Origin of the sequence: Oceanobacillus caeni, from assembly GCF_019037185.1 — a bacterium.
Lineage (GTDB): Bacteria > Bacillota > Bacilli > Bacillales > Amphibacillaceae > Oceanobacillus > Oceanobacillus caeni.
The window spans coordinates 39,313-61,981 of record NZ_JAHHXM010000007.1; the positions used below are offsets into that span (position 1 = coordinate 39,313).

The window sequence follows — 22,669 nt, forward strand, 5'->3', positions numbered from 1 at the left end:
TGAGGATCTTTTTTTCTAAAAATAGAGATGTATCACTTACAACCAACGCATTACTGTAGTATTATTATGTTATAATATAAAGTGAAAGGAGCGTGTTAACTTTGTCAAGAACGAAATCACTCGTTTTAGGACTCATTGTTGGCGGAGCTGTTAGTGCATCCGTAGCTTTATTAACTACACCTTCATCTGGAAAAGACTTTCGTAATCGTTTTAGAGAACATGATATGAAAGAATTACTTAATAACTTAAAAGAAGATGGATTACGTCTTAAAAGACAAATTACTGAAACTTCAAAGGAAAGTGCTTCCTTAATTAAAGATTTAACCCAAGATATCAAGAAATCAGTAGAAGAATGGAAAGACACGGTAGAGCCTCACCAAGAAAATATTCATAAGTACTTGGAACAAATAGAAAGCAGTTTAAGAGACCTTGAAGAAAAGGTAAAGACTACCACCACAAATTAAACAAAAAGCTGATACATTTTAAACATGTATCAGCTTTTTTATGCCTATTTAATTATTCAATTCCTTCTGTCCACTCAGCTACTTTATCTTGGTTTTCTTCTACCCAAGCTGCTGCTGCATCTTCAGGGCTTTCCCCATTTTGAATAGCTAACATTACTTCTTCCATATCAGAAATATCCCAATGGAAGTTATCCAATACTTGGTAAGCTTCAGATGCATCGTCTTTTAATCCTTCGCGAACAAAGGTATTAATCGTTTCTTCTCCTCCAAAAGTTCCTTCAGGGTCATCTAAATATTTAAGATCATATTTGGAGAATTTCCAGTGTGGAGACCAACCAGTTACAACAATATCTTCTTTGTTTTTAATTGCTTCCCCTAATGCAGTTGCCATTGCACCACTTGAAGAAGTTTGAACTTCCCATCCATCAAGATTATCATAGTCTTCTAATGATTGTTCAGCGGCAGCAACTACACCAGCACCTGCGTCAATACCGGTAATTTTTTTATCAGCTTGATCTTTTAAATCAGCAATAGAATTAACATCTTCCATATATTCAGGAACAACTAAACCTATTTTAGCGCCTTCCAAATTAGGTCCTAAATCTTCCACCTGGTCACCGTATTGGGCGGCTTGTGATTCATGTGTTACTGGCAACCATGCAGAAACCGAAGCATCGGCTTCCCCACTTGCAACTGCTTCCCACATAACGGCATTATCAAGTGGAGTTAATTCAACTTTATAACCTAAATCTTCAAGAACTTTCCCAATAACATTGGAAGACGCGACCTCTGAATCCCATTCTACATAAGCTAAATTCAATTCTTTTTGCTCTTTTGATTTACCGTCAGAAGCAGTATTATCTGATTCTGAGTCATTCGCACCACAACCTGCTGCAACTAATGATAAGGAAAGTCCAGCTACAACACTAAGACGTTTCCAGTTCAGATTAAACATAAATAAAATCTCCCCTTTTTTAAAATTATTATATTTAGACTTTTCAAATTGAAAAGATACCAACTAGACTTATTTTTTCTTGTTCATATTTTGGGTAATACGATCAATGATAATTGCTAAAATAACAATACCTAAACCAGCTACGAAACCAGTACCCACCTCTGCACGTTGAAGAGATGAAAGAACTTCTCTACCAAGACCTTTCGCGCCAATCATAGAAGCAATAACAACCATGGATAGAGCTAGCATTACGGTTTGGTTAATTCCAGCCATAATGGTTGATTTCGCCATGGGTAATTCTACCTTAAATAACTTCTGTGCTCCTGTACTACCAAAAGCATCTGCCGCTTCAACCAGTTCACTGGAAACTTGCCTAATCCCTAGGTTTGTAAATCGAACAGTTGGCGGTGTGGCAAATATTAAAGAAGCAAACACACCTGGAACCATACCAATACTGAAAAATGCTACAGCAGGTATTAAATAAACAAAAGCTGGCATGGTTTGCATAAAGTCTAGAATTGGCGTAATAATGGTATTTGCAATTTTACTTTTAGACATCAATATACCAATTGGAACACCAATAATAACGGATAAGATACTCGCTAACAATACTAGTGTGACAGTATTCATTAAATTTTCCCAATGACCTTGATTATAAATTAACCAAAGACCAACGATGGAAAAAGCTGCAAGACCAAATTTCTTCCCGGAAACAAAGAACGCTAGCACCGCAACGGCAAGGATAAAAATGACAGGTGGAATTGCTAATAGTACATCATCTGTGAAGAATCCCATAAACTCATTTAAATATTTTTTGATCGGTTCGAATAAAAATGCAAATGTTTCTTTCGTTTTATCTGTTACCCATTCCGTACCTTCTGCAATAGGTAATTTTGGTATAAAATCTAATAGACTATTAAGCATTTTCTACATTCACCTCGCCTTCCCCAGCAAGAGCCGCTATAACAGAACCTCTGACAATAACTCCTACTAGTTTCCCTTCTTCCACTACTGTTACTGGTACTTGCGAATCATAAATGATAGAAAATATATCGTGCAATGCCGTATCTTTATTCACTGTCGGCATGTCCGTTTTGATTATTTGTTGTACATCTCTAATGTCTTTCTTACGTGCGTCAGAAGCATCATCTGCAGTAATATATCCTTTTAAATTTCTCTTACCATCTACTACAAAAATACTCGATAAACCTTCTTCCCTCATTCTTTCTAAAGCAACACGTGGTCCATGTTTTTCTACATTAATCGTTTCTGGTCGTTTCATAATGTGTTGAGCACTTAATACTTTAGACTTATCAACATCTTCCACGAATTTTTCAACGTAATCATTTGCCGGATGAACTAATATCTCCTCAGGAGTACCAATTTGTACAATAGAACCATCTTTCATTAATGCAATTCGATCTCCCAAACGTAATGCTTCATCAAGATCATGTGTAATAAAAACAATTGTTTTTTGCATCGTTGTTTGTAGATCTATTAATTCATCCTGCATTTCTTTACGAATTAATGGATCAAGTGCCGAGAAGGCTTCATCCATTAATAATACTTTCGGATCATTTGCTAGTGCCCTGGCCAATCCGACACGTTGTTGCATCCCGCCCGAAAGCTGACCAGGAAATTGTTCTAAATAATTACCAAGCCCGACTAATTCGAGAGCTTCTTTTGCTTTCTTCTCACGTACCTCTTTAGGTACATCTTGGATTTCTAAACCATATTCCGCATTTTTTAATATCGTTCGATGTGGGAACAATCCAAACTTCTGGAAAACCATACTTAGTTTTTCTCTTCTTACTTGACGCAGAGCTGTTTTATCCATTTTAGATAAATCCTCTTCGTCAATAAATATGCTTCCCATCGTTGGTTCAATTAATCGATTAATAAGGCGAACTAATGTTGACTTACCGCTCCCCGATAAACCCATAATTACAAAAATTTCACCTTGTTCTACAGAAAATGAAGCCTGGTTAACCCCAACCGTACATCCTGTTTCTTTCAGAATGGCTTCTTTAGATTTGCCCTCATTCAGTAGTTTTAATGCTTGCTTTGTATTCTTTCCAAATACTTTTGTTAACTTTTCTACTTGGATGATTGACATATCTTTCACCTCTTTCTTTTAATCTATTTAATTAGAAAACTTGGCATTCGCTATTAAGTTGGGCGATGCCTAAGTAACACTTTTACAGGAAGAAAACTTATACCTTCCTTTCTGCTAAGCAAAATGTTTACTATTTAGAAACCTGTTTTGACATCAAAAGTTCTAAATAACTGATCATACTATATAACTATACATCTAATTGTTAGTCTTTCACAAACTGTGAATACCGTTGTTTTCGAATATATTTTATGTACAGTTTGAACTGTACAAAGATTAAGTAAGTAATGCTTTGAATTCCTCCTAATCACGTCAAAATACTGCATAACTGTCAATTTTATAAATTTTATTATTTATTGTAGGGTTTTATATAAGAGGGGATTGGTGGTTTAATGGATATTATAAATAATGAAAAAACAGAGCAAATTATTACGGAATTTTCAAAAACTGTTCAATTGTTCGGGTTACATCCATTAGAAGCACGTTTATTTTCATATTTATACCTTTCCGGGAGGGCGCTTACACTTGATGAAATGAGCGAAGCTTTAGGTAAAAGTAAAACTTCTATGAGTACCAATATTCGTAGTTTATTAGATATGAATTTAGTACAACGCGTTTGGAGAAAAGGCGTAAGGAAGGATTTATATAAGGCAAATTCACCATTATTTAAAACATTTATGAACTTTTATATCACGGAATGGGTTAATGCAGCAAAAAGCCAAAAAGAAACATTAGAGGAAATACAAATAATGATAGACAAACAAAATAAAGAACCTTCAACAGATGTGAAGAACGTTTCTAATCGGTTGAAGGAAATTATTGCTTTTCATAGCGAAATTGAATCACTCTACGAGAGAGTAGATGAAAAATAGTAATTCTACCTTTTTCGTATTTTCGATTCTCTCGTTATGATATTGGTAAACTCATTCATTAAAGAAGGATAATATCCTTCTTTTTTTAGTGCAGCTATTGTTTCATTTGGGTTGAGTTTTTCATTTAGCATGCCTGCGAATCTTACAAGAAGCGTAGTAAAGTCTATAAGCCCCTCTTCTTTTTGTTGATGGTATGTCTGATTAAGGCCATTTAACAGTTCCATCAAATCATTATACTCTTTTTCCGATATATTATTTTCAATAATTAATCTAATAAATGGATACCTATTAAGATTGATAACCTTTGAAATTAATTGAATATGAAATGAAGAGGTATCACACTTCCCAAACTCCTTCAATATTTTCAACCCCCCATTATATGCATTCCTTCAGAGTTTTATGTTCATTCGTTTTCATATTTAATGTCTTAGAAAACTTGGCATTCGCCAGGTTTTTGGGCGGTTGCCTTAGTTGCACTTATACAGGAAGAAAGTATGATATCTTCCACCTTAGGAAACTTAGCATTTGCTTAGGGCGAATGCCTTAGTTGCGCTTATGTAGACGGGAAAGATTTTTATGCTTTCCCATCTGCCAAAATAACTATTGATTTTTATTTCAAATCGTACTATTATTCATGAAGTAATTTCTTATCAATCTTAGAATTTGAAATAAAAAGTGTCACGTAAAAAGAGGTGTTTAAGTATGAATTGTTGGAAATCCATTAATCCAGATAAAGAAATCGGTAAAACTCGAACGTATTTTATATCTACATTAATTGGTGTTCTTACATTTATCATTTTATATGTTCCGTTTACGATTTATCATGGAACTAACCGAAATCATGAAACTGGTTTTATCCCATTTTTAATATCCGTTTGTTTTTTACCTAGTATTCATTCGTTCATGCATATTTTACCATTAATTCTCTTAAATAAACGAGTCCATATTTATTATAAATTTAAAATGAAAATATTTCCTATTTTTACCTATTATACAAAAAGCCATATAACAAAAAAAGTGTCTTTAATCGTTTTAATTTCACCGACAATTCTCATTACATTTACTGGAATCATTTTGACTTATCTTTTTGCAAAGTATTATTTATATATTTTATTATTTACATGTATTCATGTTGGAGTTTCATTCCTTGATTTCTGGTATATGAATCAAATCATCCGCGCACCAAAAGAAGCGTATGTCCAAAGTGAAAATGACGGCTTCGATATATTACTAAAAGCTCATTAAGGATCCAGTATATACTGGGTTCTTTTTAATTGTGGCAGAATTTAGGTATTTTTCAAGTAATTTAGTTTCCAACTATTCATTTCCTATTGATGTATGTTATATTTAATTTTGTATAAAATAAGAGTTATATTTTAGAGATTAGGAGTGTTCGTTTAGATGAAAAAACTAATTGTAGCAGTTGCATTAACTGCTAGTGTCTTTACACTGTCTGCATGTAATAATGGAAACTCTGATGTTATGGAGTCAAAAGCGGGAGACATTACAAAAGATGAATTTTATAATGAACTAAAAGACCGATATGGTGAAGGTGTACTAAAAGAATTAGTCACTACTAAGGTTTTGGAAGATAAGTACGAGGTTTCTGAAGAAGATATAGACAATGAAATTAAAAATATGAAAGATATGTATGGGGATCAATACGATATGGTTATTCAACAAAACTTCGGGGATGAGGAGAGCCTTCGTAAAGTCATAAAGATCTCTCTACTACAAGAACAAGCAGCTGCTGAAGATGTTGAAGTTTCAGAAGACGAAATCAAAAATAGATATGATAGACAAAAGACAGAAATTGATGCACAACACATTCTAGTGGCTGATGAAAAAACAGCTAAAGAAGTAAAAGAGAAATTAGATAAAGGGGAAGATTTCGCTAAGCTTGCTAAAGAGTATTCCACTGACAACAGTGCTGAAGAAGGTGGAAAATTAGGGTATTTCTCTGCAGGCCAAATGGTGAAAGAATTTGAAGATGTAGCATATAGCATGAAACCTGGTGAAATTAGTGACCCCGTAAAAACAGAATACGGTTATCACATTATCAAGGTAAATGATGTCCGTAAAAAAGAAGGAAAAGTTGAAAAATACGAGGATGTAAAAGATGACATTCGTCGCCAATTAGTTTCTGAAAAAGTGGACATGAATGCTTTACAAGATAAAATTGACGATATGATTAAAGATGCTGACGTAGATATTAAAATAAAAGAATATAAAGATATGTTTAAACAAGAAAAACCAAATCAAAATGAACAAGAAGCTCCTAAAGAGGATGCTAAAGGATAAAATAAATAGAGGTACAACTCATTTTTAGTTGTACCTCTATTTTTATTATGAAGTCTGTTGTCTATCTTTCTCCCGTTGTTCTTTTTCTTTTATCATTCGTTCTATAAAAATCTTCCCTTCCCTCTCCGCATTTTGTTGCTCAAGTTTTCGTTCTGCAACCATTGCCCGAAAAGCCATATAACCACTAAAGAATATTAATAGAATAACTGCAAGAACCCACCAAGGTACTCCAAGAATCATAGCCCTTCCCCCTTGTCCACTTCTATCTACCCCAATATATATGATGGATTCCATAAAAATATTCTTTTATTGAAAATCTTTTCATTTTGTCTAGTAAACTATAAAGGGTTAAAATAGTAGTAAACTTACGGCACAATTGGAGTGGTATCATGTCAAATACACAATCCTATTTTTATTCAAATGTTCCTATTAACGTTGAAGTTAGTGACCTGGAACGAGAACAAATCTTAAAACAATTTCCCCCACCCTCTTTACCAAATGGCAAGGATACTTTTAATTTAGATCATGAAACTGCCGGAAATCAGGTTCATGTTCGTCTACTAGTTAATGATTATCAAGTACAATTAACAAAGACGAATAAAGAATTCTTAAAAGTACGGTTTAGTAATAATGTTGGGGTAATTCAAGCTAAAATATGGGATAATCAAGGTGCAGTTGAAAGAATCCTGCCATTATTAGAGCAATATTCCATTTTCGATGTTGTGGGAAAAGTAGATGAATTTAATGGGTTTAAATCATTAACAGTGAATGAGTTAAATCCATGTGAGGAGGAAATTAATCCTTTTACATACTTACCTTATACAAAACAGGATTTAGAAGGTTTGACTATCGAATTATTTTCATACCTCAATGAATTAAAATCTCCATATAAAGAAATTAGCCTTGCCGCGATGAATCAATTTTGGGAGCAATTTTCAATTAGACCTGCAGCCAAAGGGTATCACCATAATTATTTAGGCGGGTTATTAAAGCATACAGTCGGACTAATGCGCTTTGCTCGGTTTATTTTAAAATTTGAGGATAATCCCTATAAAGCATTAATGAAATTAATAAATATAGTGGAGAAGGCCCATAAAAATGAGCTATGGGCAGAAATTCAAGGTAATCAGAGTCAGCCTTTTATTTGGAAAGGTACGATTGATCATTTATATAACATGTTTTATGGTGCGATGAAGCATAAGGAGAGTCAACCAAACTATGATTTACTTATGACAAGTATATTATTTCATGATATTGGTAAATTACTTGAGTATGATCACGCTGGAAAAACTTATGATGATTTCCGTTTTCTATTTCCCACTGCCACAAATAGCAACTTTGAAAATCGTAAACAAGCAGGAATTACAATGGATGAACTAGGTGCCATGGTTGGGCATATACCTTATGGTGTTCTTATTTTATCTAAAATCATCGAAAAGGAGAATATTCCCGTTTCGATGGAAGAAATTCACCAAATGGCTCATTGTATTCTTTGTCACCATGGTCTTCCTGAATGGGGGTCAGCCGTTAGATCACCGGAAACGATCGAAGGATATTTAATCCACATAGTAGATTATTTGGATAGCCGGTATGAGAATGCAGAAGTAATTAAATAAAGAAGACTTCCATCAGTGGAGGTTTCCTTCATGTACGGGCAGTTAATCTCCCACCTACCTTCTTGGTTTCCCGAGAGGCTTGAGGTGGGTTAAAAATAAAAACTAGAGCATTTGCCAAATCAATAGCAAATGTTCTAGTTTTTATATCTCAGTCTGTTCTATTTATTCTTTGGAATATAATTAAATATCTCTCCAGAATCAATAACTTTGATAAATTGCATAAGCCATTGATAATATTTCTTTGCATATTCCAATTTCTCCAAGTCATGTTCGATTTTTTCCTTTAACTCTTCGTCATTTGTCTCTTTATGCATTTCTTCAAGGATTTCAATGGCTTCCATCGTTTCATCAATATTGGATTCCGTTTGCGATCTCCATCGTTTACCGAATAGAGAGGTAAATGACTTATACCAGTCTTCTTCTGATTGATAAAGATCTTTTCGGATCCCCTTACGAAAGGCAGTTTCCACCATTCTCATTTCGGATAATGTACGAACACCTGTAGACATGCTTGTTTTACTCATATGTAAAGCATCCCGCATATCATCTAATGTCATCGGTTCATCATTGAAGTATAATACACCATATAATCTTCCAATTGACGGTGTAATATCATATAAATCCATATTTTTTGCAATTACTTGGATAAACTTTTCAATTGTTACTTCATGCTTTTCCCAGTTCTTTCCGTCTCTTTCTGTTGTCAATGGGTGCCCCCCCTACTAACGCTATTCTGGAAATAGTGTATCATTAAATTTTAATTTATGCGAATAGGATTATTTGAAGGCTGTCGCTTTTAGAGAAATAGTCTCCATTTGATCCATATCTAAGGTTATCTCTTTCCTACATGTGAATAAAATGACTTGATACGTTTTCGATATTTCTTCCAATAGGTTAATTACCTGTTTTATTCGTAAAGAATCAAAATGTAAAAATGCATCGTCCAAAATAAACGGTAAATGATTACTTTCACTCATTGTCTTTCCAATGGCAAGTCTCAATGACACATAGAGTTGATCTATTGTCCCCTTAGAAAGTTCATTAACCTCATATCGTAAACCGTTATTTGCCTCAACCTGAAACGACCTATGATCCATTGGGGCATATACACTTTTATATTTATATCCAGTTAGCCTACTAAAATAGTATGATGTAGCTTCCATCACTTGATATAAATGCTTTTCCTTATATGTTCGTTTTGTTTCACTTAATAGTTCTTTTGCTGTTTTTATTATTGCCCATTCTCTTGCCAATTTATTTAATTGTTCCTGTTCCATTTCAAACTGATGTAAATTATTTGAATACTCCTCAGAAGATTCCATTGTTTCTAACTGAGCTTGAATCGTAACTAATTCCTTTTGCGTTTTAGCAATCTTCTGTTGCAAATCTTCAATCGTATTCGCCGTATCATTTCGCATCCATTCTAGTTCACTTTCCGACTGGGCCTTTTCTACAAAGGATTTCCATTGGCTATTGGGAAATAATCTTTCTAATTGAGCATACGTGTTGTCTAATGCTTCCTCGTTCTGCTTTATTTCATTTACTTGATTCGCCTTTTGATAAAACGATTCCTCTGATTCCACTTGAGCCAATTCCAATAGATTCCTTATTTCGCTTTCGTACGTTCCTATTCGCAGCAATAATTCATCTTGTTCTTTACTATTTTCTTTTAGTAAATCGGTGTATTGCTCGATTTGTTGGGATATCTCTTGCTGTTTCCTTATAAAAGATTCAATTGCTTTTAGCTGTTGTTCTATCAAATCACCAGTTTCCCAATTTTGTTCTTTGACAAATTCATTTACTTCCGACTGAAATCGGATTACTTTTTCTAGAAGTATTTCTTTGTCCTCCAGTACTTTCATATACTCTTTAAATTGGGAAACAAGTTGCTTCAATGCATGAAACAATTCTGGCCAATAGGAAATATCAATATGTTTTAAAAAGGGATAGAATTGATACTGTTCCTTTATTTGTTGTTGAATATTCGCGTACCTATCTTCCACAACCTTCATTTTATCCCGAAAATTTAACCGTTTCATGTCATTGGATTTTAATTGTTCTTTAATATTTTCCATTTCAGACACACGTTTATGGTGATCAGAGATTTGGATTTCTGCATCCTGAAGATCGTCTTTTGATAATGTATGGAACGTGTCAGATTCAAAATCTGATTGTATAACAATTTCCATTTCTTTTAAACTTTTTCTTCCCCACATCCATTGTCCGACTCCAAATAGCAATAATAAAAAACTAATATCAAGGAGTATTCTTATATCAGTAAATAGCCCGATCATCGAAAAAATAACTCCAATGACAAGACAACTAATAAATAAAACATTCATATCTTTTTCTTTCTTTTCTCTTCTCTTCGCCCAATTTTGCTGTTTTTGAGCTGCTTCATTCTGCAAATTTCGAACAGCATGATGTTTATGAAATCTATTTATTTTTTCATTTAACTCAAAAACCTTCTCATCTGGTAAAATTTGTTCTTCCAGTTCTTCCAATTGATTATAGAGATAGTTTCTTTCTTGTTTTAATTGTTGTACTTCTGCCTGGATTCTTTCTTTTTCTAAGGCTACATTTCCTTCATCTCTTTTAATTTGTAACCATGTTTGTTCTATGTGAAATGGAAAATTCATCTTATATAAATGCTCAAAATGTAAATCTACATTTAACCGATTTAATTCCATTTCTATTTCCATTTTCTTACTATCAATGATGTTTTCAGTCCGCTCAAGCTCCTTTTTATTATCCAGAAACTCATGTTTCAGCTTAACCAATGTTTGTGCTGCTTCATATAGCTTTTGATTTGCTAATTTATTTTGGAGCCGCTCCAATTTCTCTTGATACTTCTTTGCATTCCCTTTTAAAACAGCCAATTCGCTTTGGAGTGGTAAAAGATTAGATTTTATATTTTCAATACGAGTTTCACCATGTTCAGGAAAATCAAGATTTTGTCCATACTTTTCCAAATTACTTTGATATCGAATATATTCTCCTATGAGTGGTAATGCTTGTATATTTTTTTCAATGTTTAGTAGCTTTATCTTTTCTTCCTGAAGTTCATTCTTTAATTCACACAACCTATCTTCAAGTTGGGATTCATTCATTTTCTTCTCGCGATAGGTTGTTTCGTTCTTCTTATACCCCTGTAGTGAAGCAAACTGCTTATCTAATGTATCCAATTGCCGGTTGATCATTGGCTTTTTCCCATATGGTTTAAAAAGTTCAGCCAATTTGTTGTCTAACTTTTTTTCTAGATGGTGGATCTCCGTTGAACCAGTTAATCCAATTCCTAACAGCACTTCACCAAGGTCGGATTCCTTCATATTTGTAATCTTATTTAAATCCATTGCAGAAAAGGAAAATATAGATTGATAGGTTTCTAACGTTGTTCCCTTTAACCGTTTCTTTAACCAATCTTCGTCGTATTCCATTCCATCAGGGGTATAACAACTTGCTGCCCCGTTTCTTAAACTGTCTAGTCTCTCAATTGTAAAAATTCCCACTTCCTCATCGGCGATTGTCAACCTTCCACCAATCTGTCCCCCCGACTTTGGACGATAAAATTCCCTTTGCTTAGGGGGTAATCCGAATAACATAAACAGAATAAAATGGTAAATAGTAGATTTTCCTGATTCATTCTCTCCATAAATACAAATCCCATCAGAGAAGCTTATTTCAAAGTTTATCCATTTACCAAATCCATAAATATAAGCTTTTGTAAATTTCATTGCATCACCCCTTTAACAATTCATTTAATAATAATTCTTTTGCCTCTTCTTTCATTACTTGTTGATCTTCTAAGGAGACTGAATGTAAATATCTTCTTGCTTGCTTATGTAAATACAGATCCTGGATAGATTTTTGTAAATCCATCTTTTCAGCTTGTCTAATAACTTCACCTATAAAATGTTCCCCTTTTTTTAGTTCCGCATCTAAATTTTTCCTTTTTATGTTTGTAGTAAAGTGAAAAATATATTTCCACTGTTGGTCCTGGGAAATCATTTGATTTATTATTTCTATTAATTCCTCGATCTGCTTAGCGTTTTCCCATTGTTTCAATACGAAGTCGCCAGTTAAGCTAAGATCTATCAGGGTCTTCCCTGCTATTTGCCTATCATTATTTATCGTTTCCTGAATGAGACGTTCTGCTTGGTGAAGATTCTCGCAATTAGTAAGATCAACTTGGACAGGTTGGAATGTAATCGTATTTAATGGGATAAAAGTTAACACCGAATCTGTCTCCGATAATACCACATGATAACACCCTTTTTGCCCAGTTTCTTTACGATTTCTTCCTTGTATATTCCCAGGATAAACAACAAATGGATTTTCCTTTAAAACTTCTCGTTTATGTATATGGCCAAGTCCCCAATAATCGAATGGCTCTTTTTGTAACTCGGAAAGTTGAAAAGGAGCATAAACATCATGATCTGTGTTACTTTGTATACTTCCATGTAAGGTTGCAATGTGAAAAGGAATATCATGATTGATTACTTTAAATTCCTTCGCCTTTTCATCTGTTACAGCTCTATTCTCATAGCTAAAACCATAGATATTAGCAAGAGCTTCATTTCTCTTCTTATAGGTGAAATGGGACACGGTAACATTCTCGAAAATGTGAACATTATCTGGGTAAGTTACAGGATGGAGGTTACCATTTATAAAATCATGATTTCCATAAGATAGATAAACTTCTATGTTATGTCTTTTTAATTCTTCAAAAGCTTTACGAAGTTGAATTTGTGCTTTTAAACTTTGTTTTTCATTATCGAATAAATCTCCGACAATAAGAACAAAATCTACCTCTTTTTGTATCGCAACCGCAACTAATCTATCTAAGCTAACAAAGGTACTCTCCACGATTTCTTGAAAAATATGATTTGGTGTATGGGCTAGCCCTTTAAATGGACTATCTAAGTGTAAATCAGCTGCATGAATAAAAGATATCTCTTTCATTGTCCTCCCCACCCCTTTTTTACTTCTATTCTAGCAAACGAAGAAACAGAATGCACGTTCTGCATCCTAAGTACTTTTCAACCAAAAAAGGAGAAGATCTAATATTGACCTTCCCCTACTAAATTAAGAATCTTTTTTAGATAAGGCTAATGCTTTTTTGAAATCCTTTAATGAGCTGGATCTTCCATACAGTAAAACTCCACCTTTGTATACTTTTGCTCCAATATACGCAAATAAAAGAATGGATAATACTATTATTCCTATTGATACCATTACTTCCCAAGTTGGTATATCCAACATTCCCACTCTCATAAACATGATCATTGGAGAGAAAAATGGGATAAAGGAAGTAACCTTAACGATAGTTGAATCCGGAGCTTCTAAACCAAACATAGCGATAAAGAATGCAATCATAATTAAGAAAATAAGTGGTAACATCATTTGTCCTGTATCTTCTACTCGGCTAACTAGTGAACCAAGCATTGCAGCAATGGTTGCATATACTAAATATCCTAGTAAGAAGAAAATAATAGCATATACGTAAACTGCTGGGGAAATATCTTGAAACCCTAAATATTCAAAAATGCCTCCCATATACTCATCCTGTTTTGATTTAATAAGAATGATTCCTAGTATGATAATAGAACCGACTTGTGTAAGTCCAAGAAGTGCAATACCAAGGATCTTTGCAAACATATGTGTCACAGCTGGAGCACTAGAGACTAAGAGTTCCATTACTCGTGATGATTTTTCATTCGCCACATCCGTCATAATCAATTGCCCATATGACATGACCGTTATATATAGAACGAATAGCATGACATAGACAATACCCCTTGCCTGATTCAATTCCTCTTCTGTCTTAGCTGTTTCGTCCAAAGCTGTTGCTTGAAAAGTTACCGGTTCATTAATTTCCATTAATGCCTTTTCGTCAATTCCTGAATATTGGGTAGCTAATGCAACTTTTAACTGTTGCACTTGCTGTTCGAGGAGTATTTGATCACCTGTATCGGAAATATTATTTGCATAATACGACGCTTCTGGTAATTGCTTATCATTTAACGTGATAACAAGAAGTGCATTGTACTCCTCATTAATGACAGCGTCTTTCCCTTCTTCTACTGTCCCATCAAACTCCACTAATTCCAAATCATTACTAGCCGCCTCTACATTTGTTGTTAATGGAACAAATAATGTATTCGATTCATCGATTACTGCAATTTGGTCAACCTCATCATCAGTGAAAAGATCAATAATGGACTGGATATTTGCCAACGCAACAACGAATAATAGCGAAATGATAGTACTTATGATAAATGGTTTTGCCTTCAGCTTTGATAAATAGGTATGTGAAAGGATTACCCAAAATTTATTCATAGCTTGCACCTACCTTCTCTATGAAAATATCATTTAGGGAAGGCTCCTCTAGTTCAAATTTACGAATAAATCCTTTTCCTTGTAACAAAGAAAAAATTCGTTGTGAAACATCTTCATTTTCAATTTGTAATTCACAACCTTCCGCTACCTTCTTATATCGTACTACTCCAGATTCATTACCTAAAAAATCTAATTCAAAATCTGCATGAATGATAAGATTTTTCTTACCGAAGGAACGTTTAATTTCCCGTAATGAACCTTCCACAACTGGGTTCCCTTTGTGCAAAATACATAGATGCTCACATAATTCTTCTACATGTTCCATGCGATGTGAAGAAAATACAATGGATGTACCTTGTTCTTTCAAATCAATCACAGCATGCTTCAACAATTCTACATTGACAGGATCCAACCCAGAGAATGGTTCATCTAATATTAATAATTTGGGTTTATGAATTACTGCGGAGATGAATTGAATCTTTTGCTGGTTCCCTTTTGAAAGTTCTTCTACCCGTTTATTCATATACTCCGGTACTTTAAAACGCTCTAACCAACTTTCAAGCTCTGATACGATTTCTTTCTTTCTCATCCCACGTAATTTACCTAAATAAATGATTTGGTCTTTAACCGTTAATTTCGGATATAAACCTCTTTCCTCTGGAAGATAGCCTATGAGATGACTTTTACTGTAGTTAATTCGCTCGCCATTCCAAGTAATTTCCCCTTCCGTAATATCCAAAAGACCTAGAATCATTCGAAAGGTTGTCGTTTTTCCAGCGCCATTTCCACCTAAAAATCCAAACATTTCTTTTTCTGGGATTTTTAACGATAAATGATTAACTGCTGTATCTTTTCCAAATCTTTTTGTTACTTGATTTAACACTAACGTCATTCTGTATCCCCCCCTAAAAGTAACAGTATGATTATAACAAAAACATATCATTCTTTGTTAAGAAAATATAGTTTTGCAATAATTGCGGTAATATTATGGAAGACATAAAGGGCTGTTATTAGAAAGAAACTAAATGAAATGCCATCAAATATAATCACCATACACCATGCAATCATATATATCACAATCATGGCATCCCAAGATCTTGCCTTCATACGGTTCGTCTGTTGATGATAACGTTCAGACCAAAAGCGCAAGCGCCCGTTTAGCGACGTACGGACTGGACTGAGCCGTAGGAGATAAAGGAAACACGACGAACGGAGTGAGTCGATGTTGACTTATCGCACGGAGGTGAAGGAAGTCTCGCTAGTCGCTGGGCGCTGGAGCTGGACGTGGACTTCCCTATGACAAGATTTATAAGCTAAATTCTTATACTTTCACTTATCTTATCAAATAAATGTTTCTTCTTCCCAATATGTTTATTAACAAAGTATACAACAAGCAAAATAATTCCTGCTCCAATGACCCCCATTAACCCCCAAGGATTCGCTAAAAAGGATTCACTCAATATTCTCATCCCCTTCAAAAATAAATAATTCTTCAATCGTACATCCGAATGTCTGGGCGAGTTTATGTGCTAAAACTAAGGAAGGTTTGTATTTTCCTTTTTCAAGTGAAATAATGGTTTGTCTGGAAACTTTTAACCTTTTAGATAATTCTTCTTGTGTGATGTTTAATTCCGTTCTTTTTTCACGAATTAATGTCTTCATCTTCACTCCGCCCCTTACAAATAGTAAAGTTCACTTGACGTTAAGTTTACTTCACAAACCCCTTAATGTCAAGTAGGCTTTACAAATGTTTTAGTTTAAATTTTTCTTGTCTTAATTTATAATAATATTTAGAATATAGCGATTAAACATAAGGAGGCTATGCTATGGGAGAATATACATTAACGGTATTCAGTAAATCTGGGGAAAAATTATTAGATGAAAAATTTACAGCACAAAATAATGAGGAAGCAAAAGCAATCGGACAACAACAATTGGAAGAGAAAGGTTTTAGTGAATATACACATCGCTGTGTGTCACCTGAAGCTAAATTAGTTTTATTCCATAGGTAAATAAGAAAAGCGGGCGCTGGAGCTAGACAACGTAAAAAGAAACGACTTCACATGGTGAAGTCGTTTCTCGTATTACTGATGATCCGGATTTCCATAAAGCTCTTCTAATGGTTTTGTAATAATTTTACTAATATCATTAATTAAAAGATTTAGTTGTTGTTCATCTTCCATTAGTTTAGAAATATCACTATGTTGTTGTACTTCTTCTACAACTGTGCGAGCTTGTTCTACTTCTTCTTCCGTTATATCTAATCCTTGCATTTGTTTTTCTTGTAATTGCATTTGTGTATCGCGAAAACGTTCAAATAATTGTTTTGCTTGTGGATTACTCATTACTGCTTCAAAGGAATTTTTTAAATGATTAAATTCCTCACTTTCTCGAATTGCTTTCTCCAAATCGTACGCACTATCATGAATATTAGCCAAAAACGTACCCTCCTAGATTTTTATTCTTATCCACTATATCAAACGTGATTTCCCATGTATACCCATAAGTCATTATTTAATTTCAATGAATCACCACTACCATGTTAAAATGGATATATATGATAGAAAAGAGGAATTACATGTATATGAATGATCTAAAGAAAATATTCCCATCTTTATGCTATAAAGATGAAGGAGTTAATATTCCAGAAAAATATAGTTGGTTTATAACAGATGATCATAAAATAATTGGGATTGATAAAAAGGAACTAACCCATAAAGATGAAGAAATATTATCGGCTTTTCTTACACCATACCATATTTTTATTCCTCAACCTACAGAATTAGAACAAATTTGGAATCAACGAATTCATACTAATACTAATAATGAATATGTTAATACATTTCGTTTTGTTTATTTTTCTACAAAGAACACTCCAATGGAACCAAAACTATTTAAAGAAGCAATACATAATTTCTATACAAACCCTGTAGCAATCATGTGGGAAAACGATCATCAAGGGGTTATCATCGAAGAAAAACCTAACATTTCGGATGAATCGATATCCTATGAACAAATGATTGACGTATTAATGAGCGATTTATATATAAACATACGCTTTTGCATCGGACCATATATGAATAAGTTGGAAAGATTAAATGATTTTTATACAACTTTTATAAAGGAAGCTAATATTGCATTTCACTATACAGACCAATCAGTTGTTACGTATGTTGATGCGATTCCCTATCTTCTGATCCACCAAGCAGAAAAGGAATTTTTACAAAAAACGAAAGATATGATATTAGGCGAATTGACAAATGATCAAGATCTACTCCATTCCATTAAGGTATTTATTCTAAGTAATCAAAATGTAACTACTGCTGCAAAAAAACTACATTTACATCGCAATAGCTTACAATATCGATTAGATAAATTTATTGATAAAACCGGTATAGATGTTAGACAATTCAGTGGTGCAATGGCTGTATATTTAGCGATATTGTCCATGGTGCACAAGAAATAGTCTATTCTTTGTGCACGTCTACCATTTTCAGAATTCTCCATAAACCATACAATATAATTAACCGCTTACACCAAATTGGAGGTAATAAAAATGGCTGAATTAAGATTAGAACATATACAAAAAAAATATGATAAAGAAGTAGTTGCAGTAAAGGACTTCAATCTACATATCAAAGACAAAGAATTTATCGTCTTCGTAGGTCCTTCTGGTTGTGGTAAATCTACTACACTACGTATGGTTGCTGGATTGGAAGAAATTTCAGGTGGAGATTTTTATATTGATGGTAAACGTATGAACGATGTTGCTCCTAAAGATCGTGATATCGCGATGGTATTCCAAAACTATGCTCTTTATCCACATATGTCTGTATTTGATAATATGGCGTTTGGATTAAAACTACGTAAATTTAGCAAAGAGGAAATTAACAAACGTGTGAATAATGCGGCCAAAATTTTAGGCCTTGAAGCTTATTTAGACCGTAAACCAAAGGCCCTTTCAGGTGGTCAACGTCAACGTGTTGCTCTTGGTCGTGCAATAGTAAGAGATGCAAAAGTATTCTTAATGGACGAGCCTTTATCAAACCTAGATGCAAAACTTCGTGTTCAAATGCGTGCTGAAATTCAAAAACTACACCAAAGATTACAAACAACTACCATTTATGTAACACATGATCAAACAGAAGCGATGACAATGGCTACACGGCTTGTAGTTATGAAAGATGGAATAATCCAACAAATCGGTTCACCAAAAGAAGTTTATGATCTTCCTGAAAATGTATTTGTTGCCGGATTTATTGGGTCGCCCGCAATGAACTTCTTTCATGGTAAAATAACAGACGGTTATTTTGAAATAGGAGACGTTAAAATAAAAGTTCCAGAAGGTAGAATGAAATCGTTACGTGAACAAGGATATACAAATAAAGACGTTATTTTAGGTATGCGTCCAGAAGATATCCATGACGAGCCGGCATTCATCGCTGCCTCTCCTGAAACAAAACTCAATGTAAAAATTGATGTATCAGAACTAATGGGGGCTGAATCCTATCTATATTCTTCCGTAGCTGGCCAAGAATTTGTTGCCCGAGTAGATTCACGTTCCAATATCAATGGTGGAGATCAAATTGATTTGGCATTTGATATGAACCGTGTACATTTCTTTGATGCAGAAACAGAAAGCCGTATTAAATAAGTTTTAATCAAAAATCGAGTACATGGTGCTCGATTTTTTGACGCCCCTCTAAAAAGAGGAAAGCCTTTGCTTTCCTCTTATGCCATTTCTATATTAAATTTATTGTCCACCATTTAGTTGTTGTTGAGCTGTGTGTACTAGACGTTTTGTAATTTCTCCACCAACAGAACCGTTAGCACGAGAAGTAGTGTCTGCACCTAAGTTCACACCAAATTCAGATGCGATTTCAACCTTCATTTGGTTTAGAGCTTGCTCAACCCCAGGAACTAATAATTGGTTAGAATTGTTGCTTGCCATTTTTATCTCACCTCCTTGTTTGTTGTATTTCTATTGTCTGTTATTTTTATAAATCCTATTACAAAAAAACATTGGTAAAATGTAGATATAATTCCAATTCAACAGCTACTACAAAAAATAAACGCTTGGAGTAAACTTTCTATTACTCCAAGCGTTTGCTATTCATTATTTAGGATGTGTCATTTCTTCCGGTTTTACAAATTCATCAAATTCTTCCGCTGTCAGCAATCCTAATTTAACAGCGGTTTCTTTTAATGTTGAGTTTTCATTAAATGCTGTTTTAGCAATTTTTGCTGCATTTTCATATCCAATATGTGGATTTAATGCAGTTACTAGCATTAAGGAATCATTTAAATTCTTTTCAATTTGTTCATGGTTTGGTTCGATTCCTTGAGCACAACGCTCATCAAAAGAAAGAATACTATCGGCTAGTAATTGACAAGATTGTAAGAAGTTATAAGCAATAACTGGTTTGAATACATTTAATTCAAAGTTACCTTGGCTTGCTGCAAAGCCAATTGTAGCATCATTACCCATTACTTGTGCAGACACCATTGTAACTGCTTCACTTTGAGTTGGATTAACTTTACCAGGCATTATCGAGCTTCCTGGTTCATTCGCTGGTATGGTAATTTCCCCAATTCCGCAACGTGGGCCACTTGCTAACCACCGGACATCATTAGCAATCTTCATCATGTCCGCAGCAAGACCTTTTAGTGCACCATGAGCATATACAGATTCGTCATGACTGGTTAAAGAATGAAACTTGTTTGGCGCGGAAACAAATGTTTTTCCAGTAAATTCACTAATCGCCTGACATACACGTTCTGAGAATTCAGGATGTGCATTTAGGCCTGTACCAACTGCTGTTCCCCCAATTGCTAATTCTTTAATATGCTCAACACTTTCCTTAATCATCATTTCTGATTTTTCAAGCATACGATGCCATCCACTAATTTCTTGTCCTAATGTTAGTGGTGTAGCATCTTGAAGGTGAGTTCGTCCAATTTTTACGATATCAGAAAACGCATCGATTTTTCCTTTAAGTGTATTTTTTAATGTTTTCACAGCAGGAAGTACTTCATCTTCTAATTTTAATACGAAAGCAACATGCATAGCTGTTGGGTATGTATCATTAGAACTTTGTGATTTATTTACATCATCATTAGGATGAAGGATTAAATCGCTACCATTTTCTAATAGCCATTTATTTCCAACATGTGCGATTACTTCATTGACATTCATATTCGATTGTGTACCACTGCCAGTTTGCCAAACTACTAATGGGAAATGGTCATCTATTTTCCCTTCAATAATTTGATCTGCTGCATAGGCAATAGCTTCGGCCTTTTTACTATCTAATAAACCTAGATCACTATTAGCTTTTGCCGCACTTTTCTTCAAAATCGCAAATGCACGAACAACTTCTTTTGGCATTAATTCATTTCCAATAGGAAAGTTTTGTTTACTACGTTGTGTTTGTGCACCCCAGAATTTGTCTGCTGGTACATTAATTTCCCCTAATGTATCTCTTTCAACACGGTATTCCATCCTGTAATTCCTCCCCTATGTTACTTTTACTATCAACTATATTGTAACAAATTTCATAACAAATAAGGTACTAAATATACTAGGTTTAAGGTAATTTTATAAAGAAGTTGGATAAAAAACTACAAAAAGCCCCACCAATAATGGCGAGGCTTCCTATTTTTCTACTCCCAAACGTAGTCCATATACACTTGGCTATATTTTAAAAATTCATCTTTATTATCTGTCTCAATCGAATAATGGATCTTGTCCAATATTTTTTGTTTATTCCAGTTAAAGCAAATCTCATCCAACATTAACTGTGCATTTAAACCAAACTCATAAGGGATTTCTTTTCTTGCATAAAGTTCCGTACCTGCATAGCGACGAAAGTTGTATATTACTTTTTGTTGTTTCAAGAGAACTCCCCCTTAACCTTTTTAATATTATAATAATTTTTTAGAAAAATCTCAACACTTATTTTTACAAATACATGATGACTTTTGATTCATAATAAGTAAGGTATTTATTTCATTCCCTGTAATCATAATAATTAAACTTCTTACATATCCTGTCTTTTCTTTAGACTATGAAATTTACATATGAGAGAATTTAGGTAACAACATAGCGGAGGAAATAAGATGAATTACGCAGATAACTTAAAGCAGGCTGAAAAAGGAGCATGGATAAGCATAATAGCTTATATCACTCTTTCTATTATAAAATTGCTTATTGCTTATGTTGGTGACTCTGATGCCTTACGTGCTGATGGATTAAATAATGCAACAGATGTTATCGCATCAATAGCCGTCTTAGTTGGATTGAAAATTTCCCGTAAACCACCTGATAACGATCATCCATATGGTCATTACCGGGTCGAAACGATTGCCTCCTTATTTGCAGCTTTTATTATGGCGTTTATAGGGATACAGGTTATTTTCGATACATTCCAAAAAGTCATTTCTAATAAAGTGTCGGAGGCTCCCAATTTATTAACTGCTTGGACAGCTCTAGGTGCGGCTATTGTTATGTTTTTTGTTTACCAGTTCAATGTTAAACTTGCTAAGAAAATAGAAAGTAGCTCATTGAATGCAGCCGCACAAGATAATAAATCAGATGCTCTAGTAAGTATTGGAGCATTTGTAGGAATTATCGGTGCGCAATTTGGACTATTCTGGCTTGACCCGCTTGCAGGCTTTGTTGTGGGAATCATCATTTGTAAAACAGCTTTGGATATTTTCAGGGAAGCAACCCTCACTCTGACAGATGGTTTTGAAGAGGATAGATTAAAAGAGATTCAAGCAAGTATTGAAAAAGTGAAGGAAGTAAAAGAAGTGATTGATGTGAAAGGGAGAATCCACGGAAATCAATCACTTTTAGATGTAACCATATTAGTTGATCCCAATTTAAATGTCATTCAAAGCCATCGCATAACCGAAGATATTGAAAATTACTTGTATGACCAACATAAAATAACTTATGTGCATATCCATATCGAACCATACTGTAAATAGGCTGTTCAAAATAACAG

25 protein-coding genes are annotated in these 22,669 nt (G+C 34.1%); 9 read left to right on the forward strand and 16 right to left on the reverse strand.

Going from position 1 to position 22,669, the window contains the following annotated elements:
- Positions 1–92: 92 nt before the first annotated feature.
- Positions 93–464, forward strand: a complete 372-nt coding sequence (locus tag KM885_RS06150; RefSeq protein ID WP_370447396.1) for a YtxH domain-containing protein — start codon at positions 93–95, stop codon at positions 462–464.
- 52 nt (positions 465–516) lie between these two features.
- Here KM885_RS06150 and KM885_RS06155 read toward each other — a convergent pair whose 3' ends face one another.
- The 3 genes from KM885_RS06155 to KM885_RS06165 all read right to left on the reverse strand — a co-directional run bounded on the left by KM885_RS06155 (position 517) and on the right by KM885_RS06165 (position 3,535).
- Positions 517–1,419: a glycine betaine ABC transporter substrate-binding protein gene (locus KM885_RS06155; protein WP_047185309.1), complete on the reverse strand. Its 903-nt coding sequence runs from the start codon at positions 1,417–1,419 to the stop codon at positions 517–519.
- A gap of 69 nt (positions 1,420–1,488) precedes the next feature.
- Positions 1,489–2,343, reverse strand: a complete 855-nt coding sequence (locus KM885_RS06160) for an ABC transporter permease (protein WP_047185308.1) — start codon at positions 2,341–2,343, stop codon at positions 1,489–1,491.
- Positions 2,336–3,535 (reverse strand): quaternary amine ABC transporter ATP-binding protein, encoded by a 1,200-nt coding sequence (locus KM885_RS06165; RefSeq protein WP_060667479.1) that lies wholly within the window; start codon positions 3,533–3,535, stop codon positions 2,336–2,338. The genes KM885_RS06160 and KM885_RS06165 overlap by 8 nt, the downstream gene beginning before the upstream one ends.
- Before the next feature lie 389 nt (positions 3,536–3,924).
- Between KM885_RS06165 and KM885_RS06170 the strand changes: the two genes are divergently transcribed.
- The gene (locus KM885_RS06170; RefSeq protein WP_216883688.1) at positions 3,925–4,404 is read left to right on the forward strand and encodes a GbsR/MarR family transcriptional regulator; all 480 of its coding nucleotides are present in this window, start codon (positions 3,925–3,927) and stop codon (positions 4,402–4,404) included.
- 5 nt (positions 4,405–4,409) lie between these two features.
- Here the strand turns inward: KM885_RS06170 and KM885_RS06175 are convergent, their stop codons facing one another.
- Complete coding sequence (locus KM885_RS06175) at positions 4,410–4,763, reverse strand: DUF1878 family protein (RefSeq protein WP_052771721.1); 354 nt, start codon at positions 4,761–4,763, stop codon at positions 4,410–4,412.
- Positions 4,764–5,106: 343 nt separating this feature from the next.
- Here KM885_RS06175 and KM885_RS06180 point away from each other — a divergent pair, with 343 nt between their 5' ends.
- Complete coding sequence (locus tag KM885_RS06180; RefSeq protein ID WP_047185305.1) at positions 5,107–5,649, forward strand: DUF3267 domain-containing protein; 543 nt, start codon at positions 5,107–5,109, stop codon at positions 5,647–5,649.
- 156 nt (positions 5,650–5,805) lie between these two features.
- Positions 5,806–6,705: a peptidylprolyl isomerase gene (locus KM885_RS06185; RefSeq protein ID WP_047185304.1), complete on the forward strand. Its 900-nt coding sequence runs from the start codon at positions 5,806–5,808 to the stop codon at positions 6,703–6,705.
- A 45-nt stretch (positions 6,706–6,750) separates the two neighbouring features.
- Here the strand turns inward: KM885_RS06185 and KM885_RS06190 are convergent, their stop codons facing one another.
- Positions 6,751–6,945: a sporulation YhaL family protein gene (locus KM885_RS06190; protein WP_052771720.1), complete on the reverse strand. Its 195-nt coding sequence runs from the start codon at positions 6,943–6,945 to the stop codon at positions 6,751–6,753.
- 149 nt (positions 6,946–7,094) lie between these two features.
- Between KM885_RS06190 and KM885_RS06195 the strand changes: the two genes are divergently transcribed.
- Complete coding sequence (locus KM885_RS06195; RefSeq protein WP_060667480.1) at positions 7,095–8,321, forward strand: HD domain-containing protein; 1,227 nt, start codon at positions 7,095–7,097, stop codon at positions 8,319–8,321.
- A gap of 158 nt (positions 8,322–8,479) precedes the next feature.
- Here the strand turns inward: KM885_RS06195 and KM885_RS06200 are convergent, their stop codons facing one another.
- From KM885_RS06200 to KM885_RS06230, 7 genes are all read right to left on the reverse strand, one after another.
- Positions 8,480–9,028, reverse strand: a complete 549-nt coding sequence (locus KM885_RS06200; RefSeq protein WP_216883689.1) for a GbsR/MarR family transcriptional regulator — start codon at positions 9,026–9,028, stop codon at positions 8,480–8,482.
- Positions 9,029–9,097: 69 nt separating this feature from the next.
- Positions 9,098–12,055: an ATP-binding protein gene (locus KM885_RS06205; RefSeq protein WP_216883690.1), complete on the reverse strand. Its 2,958-nt coding sequence runs from the start codon at positions 12,053–12,055 to the stop codon at positions 9,098–9,100.
- A 4-nt stretch (positions 12,056–12,059) separates the two neighbouring features.
- Positions 12,060–13,283: a metallophosphoesterase family protein gene (locus KM885_RS06210; protein WP_204798129.1), complete on the reverse strand. Its 1,224-nt coding sequence runs from the start codon at positions 13,281–13,283 to the stop codon at positions 12,060–12,062.
- Positions 13,284–13,406: 123 nt separating this feature from the next.
- Positions 13,407–14,660: an ABC transporter permease gene (locus KM885_RS06215; RefSeq protein WP_216883691.1), complete on the reverse strand. Its 1,254-nt coding sequence runs from the start codon at positions 14,658–14,660 to the stop codon at positions 13,407–13,409.
- Positions 14,653–15,552 (reverse strand): ABC transporter ATP-binding protein, encoded by a 900-nt coding sequence (locus KM885_RS06220; protein ID WP_204798127.1) that lies wholly within the window; start codon positions 15,550–15,552, stop codon positions 14,653–14,655. Before KM885_RS06220 ends, KM885_RS06215 begins: the two co-directional genes overlap by 8 nt.
- A 421-nt stretch (positions 15,553–15,973) precedes the next feature.
- Positions 15,974–16,120 (reverse strand): hypothetical protein, encoded by a 147-nt coding sequence (locus tag KM885_RS06225; RefSeq protein ID WP_157851580.1) that lies wholly within the window; start codon positions 16,118–16,120, stop codon positions 15,974–15,976.
- Positions 16,113–16,322, reverse strand: coding sequence for a helix-turn-helix transcriptional regulator (locus tag KM885_RS06230; RefSeq protein ID WP_047185276.1), 210 nt, complete (start codon positions 16,320–16,322; stop codon positions 16,113–16,115). Before KM885_RS06230 ends, KM885_RS06225 begins: the two co-directional genes overlap by 8 nt.
- 164 nt (positions 16,323–16,486) lie before the next feature.
- Between KM885_RS06230 and KM885_RS06235 the strand changes: the two genes are divergently transcribed.
- Positions 16,487–16,672, forward strand: a complete 186-nt coding sequence (locus KM885_RS06235; RefSeq protein ID WP_216883692.1) for a YhzD family protein — start codon at positions 16,487–16,489, stop codon at positions 16,670–16,672.
- 72 nt (positions 16,673–16,744) lie between these two features.
- Here KM885_RS06235 and KM885_RS06240 read toward each other — a convergent pair whose 3' ends face one another.
- Positions 16,745–17,098, reverse strand: a complete 354-nt coding sequence (locus KM885_RS06240; RefSeq protein WP_047185274.1) for a YlbF/YmcA family competence regulator — start codon at positions 17,096–17,098, stop codon at positions 16,745–16,747.
- A 140-nt stretch (positions 17,099–17,238) separates the two neighbouring features.
- On the opposite strand from KM885_RS06240, the gene KM885_RS06245 reads away from it, so the two are divergent.
- Positions 17,239–18,126, forward strand: a complete 888-nt coding sequence (locus tag KM885_RS06245; protein ID WP_060667487.1) for a PucR family transcriptional regulator — start codon at positions 17,239–17,241, stop codon at positions 18,124–18,126.
- A 90-nt stretch (positions 18,127–18,216) separates the two neighbouring features.
- On the forward strand, positions 18,217–19,314 hold the full coding sequence (locus tag KM885_RS06250) for an ABC transporter ATP-binding protein (RefSeq protein ID WP_047185273.1): 1,098 nt from the start codon (positions 18,217–18,219) through the stop codon (positions 19,312–19,314).
- A gap of 99 nt (positions 19,315–19,413) precedes the next feature.
- On the opposite strand, the gene KM885_RS06255 is transcribed toward KM885_RS06250, so the two are convergent.
- The 3 genes from KM885_RS06255 to KM885_RS06265 form a co-directional block, all read right to left on the reverse strand.
- A complete protein-coding gene (locus KM885_RS06255; RefSeq protein WP_047185272.1) occupies positions 19,414–19,611 on the reverse strand; it encodes an alpha/beta-type small acid-soluble spore protein in 198 nt (65 codons plus the stop codon).
- Positions 19,612–19,776: 165 nt separating this feature from the next.
- The gene (gene fumC / locus KM885_RS06260; RefSeq protein WP_047185271.1) at positions 19,777–21,162 is read right to left on the reverse strand and encodes a class II fumarate hydratase; all 1,386 of its coding nucleotides are present in this window, start codon (positions 21,160–21,162) and stop codon (positions 19,777–19,779) included.
- 161 nt (positions 21,163–21,323) lie between these two features.
- Positions 21,324–21,557: a hypothetical protein gene (locus KM885_RS06265; protein WP_047185270.1), complete on the reverse strand. Its 234-nt coding sequence runs from the start codon at positions 21,555–21,557 to the stop codon at positions 21,324–21,326.
- A gap of 222 nt (positions 21,558–21,779) precedes the next feature.
- Between KM885_RS06265 and KM885_RS06270 the strand changes: the two genes are divergently transcribed.
- Entirely contained in the window at positions 21,780–22,652 is an 873-nt protein-coding gene (locus KM885_RS06270; RefSeq protein ID WP_047185269.1) for a cation diffusion facilitator family transporter, read from the forward strand.
- Positions 22,653–22,669: the final 17 nt, after the last annotated feature.

Coding starts and splice junctions, on each gene's coding strand:
- fumC (WP_047185271.1), bottom strand. CDS start 21,162: ATGGAATACCGTGTTGAAAGAGATACATTAGGGGAAATTAATGTACCA.
- KM885_RS06160 (WP_047185308.1), bottom strand. CDS start 2,343: ATGCTTAATAGTCTATTAGATTTTATACCAAAATTACCTATTGCAGAA.
- KM885_RS06235 (WP_216883692.1), top strand. CDS start 16,487: ATGGGAGAATATACATTAACGGTATTCAGTAAATCTGGGGAAAAATTA.
- KM885_RS06170 (WP_216883688.1), top strand. CDS start 3,925: ATGGATATTATAAATAATGAAAAAACAGAGCAAATTATTACGGAATTT.
- KM885_RS06155 (WP_047185309.1), bottom strand. CDS start 1,419: ATGTTTAATCTGAACTGGAAACGTCTTAGTGTTGTAGCTGGACTTTCC.
- KM885_RS06210 (WP_204798129.1), bottom strand. CDS start 13,283: ATGAAAGAGATATCTTTTATTCATGCAGCTGATTTACACTTAGATAGT.
- KM885_RS06255 (WP_047185272.1), bottom strand. CDS start 19,611: ATGGCAAGCAACAATTCTAACCAATTATTAGTTCCTGGGGTTGAGCAA.
- KM885_RS06250 (WP_047185273.1), top strand. CDS start 18,217: ATGGCTGAATTAAGATTAGAACATATACAAAAAAAATATGATAAAGAA.
- KM885_RS06165 (WP_060667479.1), bottom strand. CDS start 3,535: ATGTCAATCATCCAAGTAGAAAAGTTAACAAAAGTATTTGGAAAGAAT.
- KM885_RS06180 (WP_047185305.1), top strand. CDS start 5,107: ATGAATTGTTGGAAATCCATTAATCCAGATAAAGAAATCGGTAAAACT.
- KM885_RS06230 (WP_047185276.1), bottom strand. CDS start 16,322: ATGAAGACATTAATTCGTGAAAAAAGAACGGAATTAAACATCACACAA.
- KM885_RS06190 (WP_052771720.1), bottom strand. CDS start 6,945: ATGATTCTTGGAGTACCTTGGTGGGTTCTTGCAGTTATTCTATTAATA.
- KM885_RS06220 (WP_204798127.1), bottom strand. CDS start 15,552: ATGACGTTAGTGTTAAATCAAGTAACAAAAAGATTTGGAAAAGATACA.
- KM885_RS06205 (WP_216883690.1), bottom strand. CDS start 12,055: ATGAAATTTACAAAAGCTTATATTTATGGATTTGGTAAATGGATAAAC.
- KM885_RS06195 (WP_060667480.1), top strand. CDS start 7,095: ATGTCAAATACACAATCCTATTTTTATTCAAATGTTCCTATTAACGTT.
- KM885_RS06185 (WP_047185304.1), top strand. CDS start 5,806: ATGAAAAAACTAATTGTAGCAGTTGCATTAACTGCTAGTGTCTTTACA.
- KM885_RS06245 (WP_060667487.1), top strand. CDS start 17,239: ATGTATATGAATGATCTAAAGAAAATATTCCCATCTTTATGCTATAAA.
- KM885_RS06270 (WP_047185269.1), top strand. CDS start 21,780: ATGAATTACGCAGATAACTTAAAGCAGGCTGAAAAAGGAGCATGGATA.
- KM885_RS06215 (WP_216883691.1), bottom strand. CDS start 14,660: ATGAATAAATTTTGGGTAATCCTTTCACATACCTATTTATCAAAGCTG.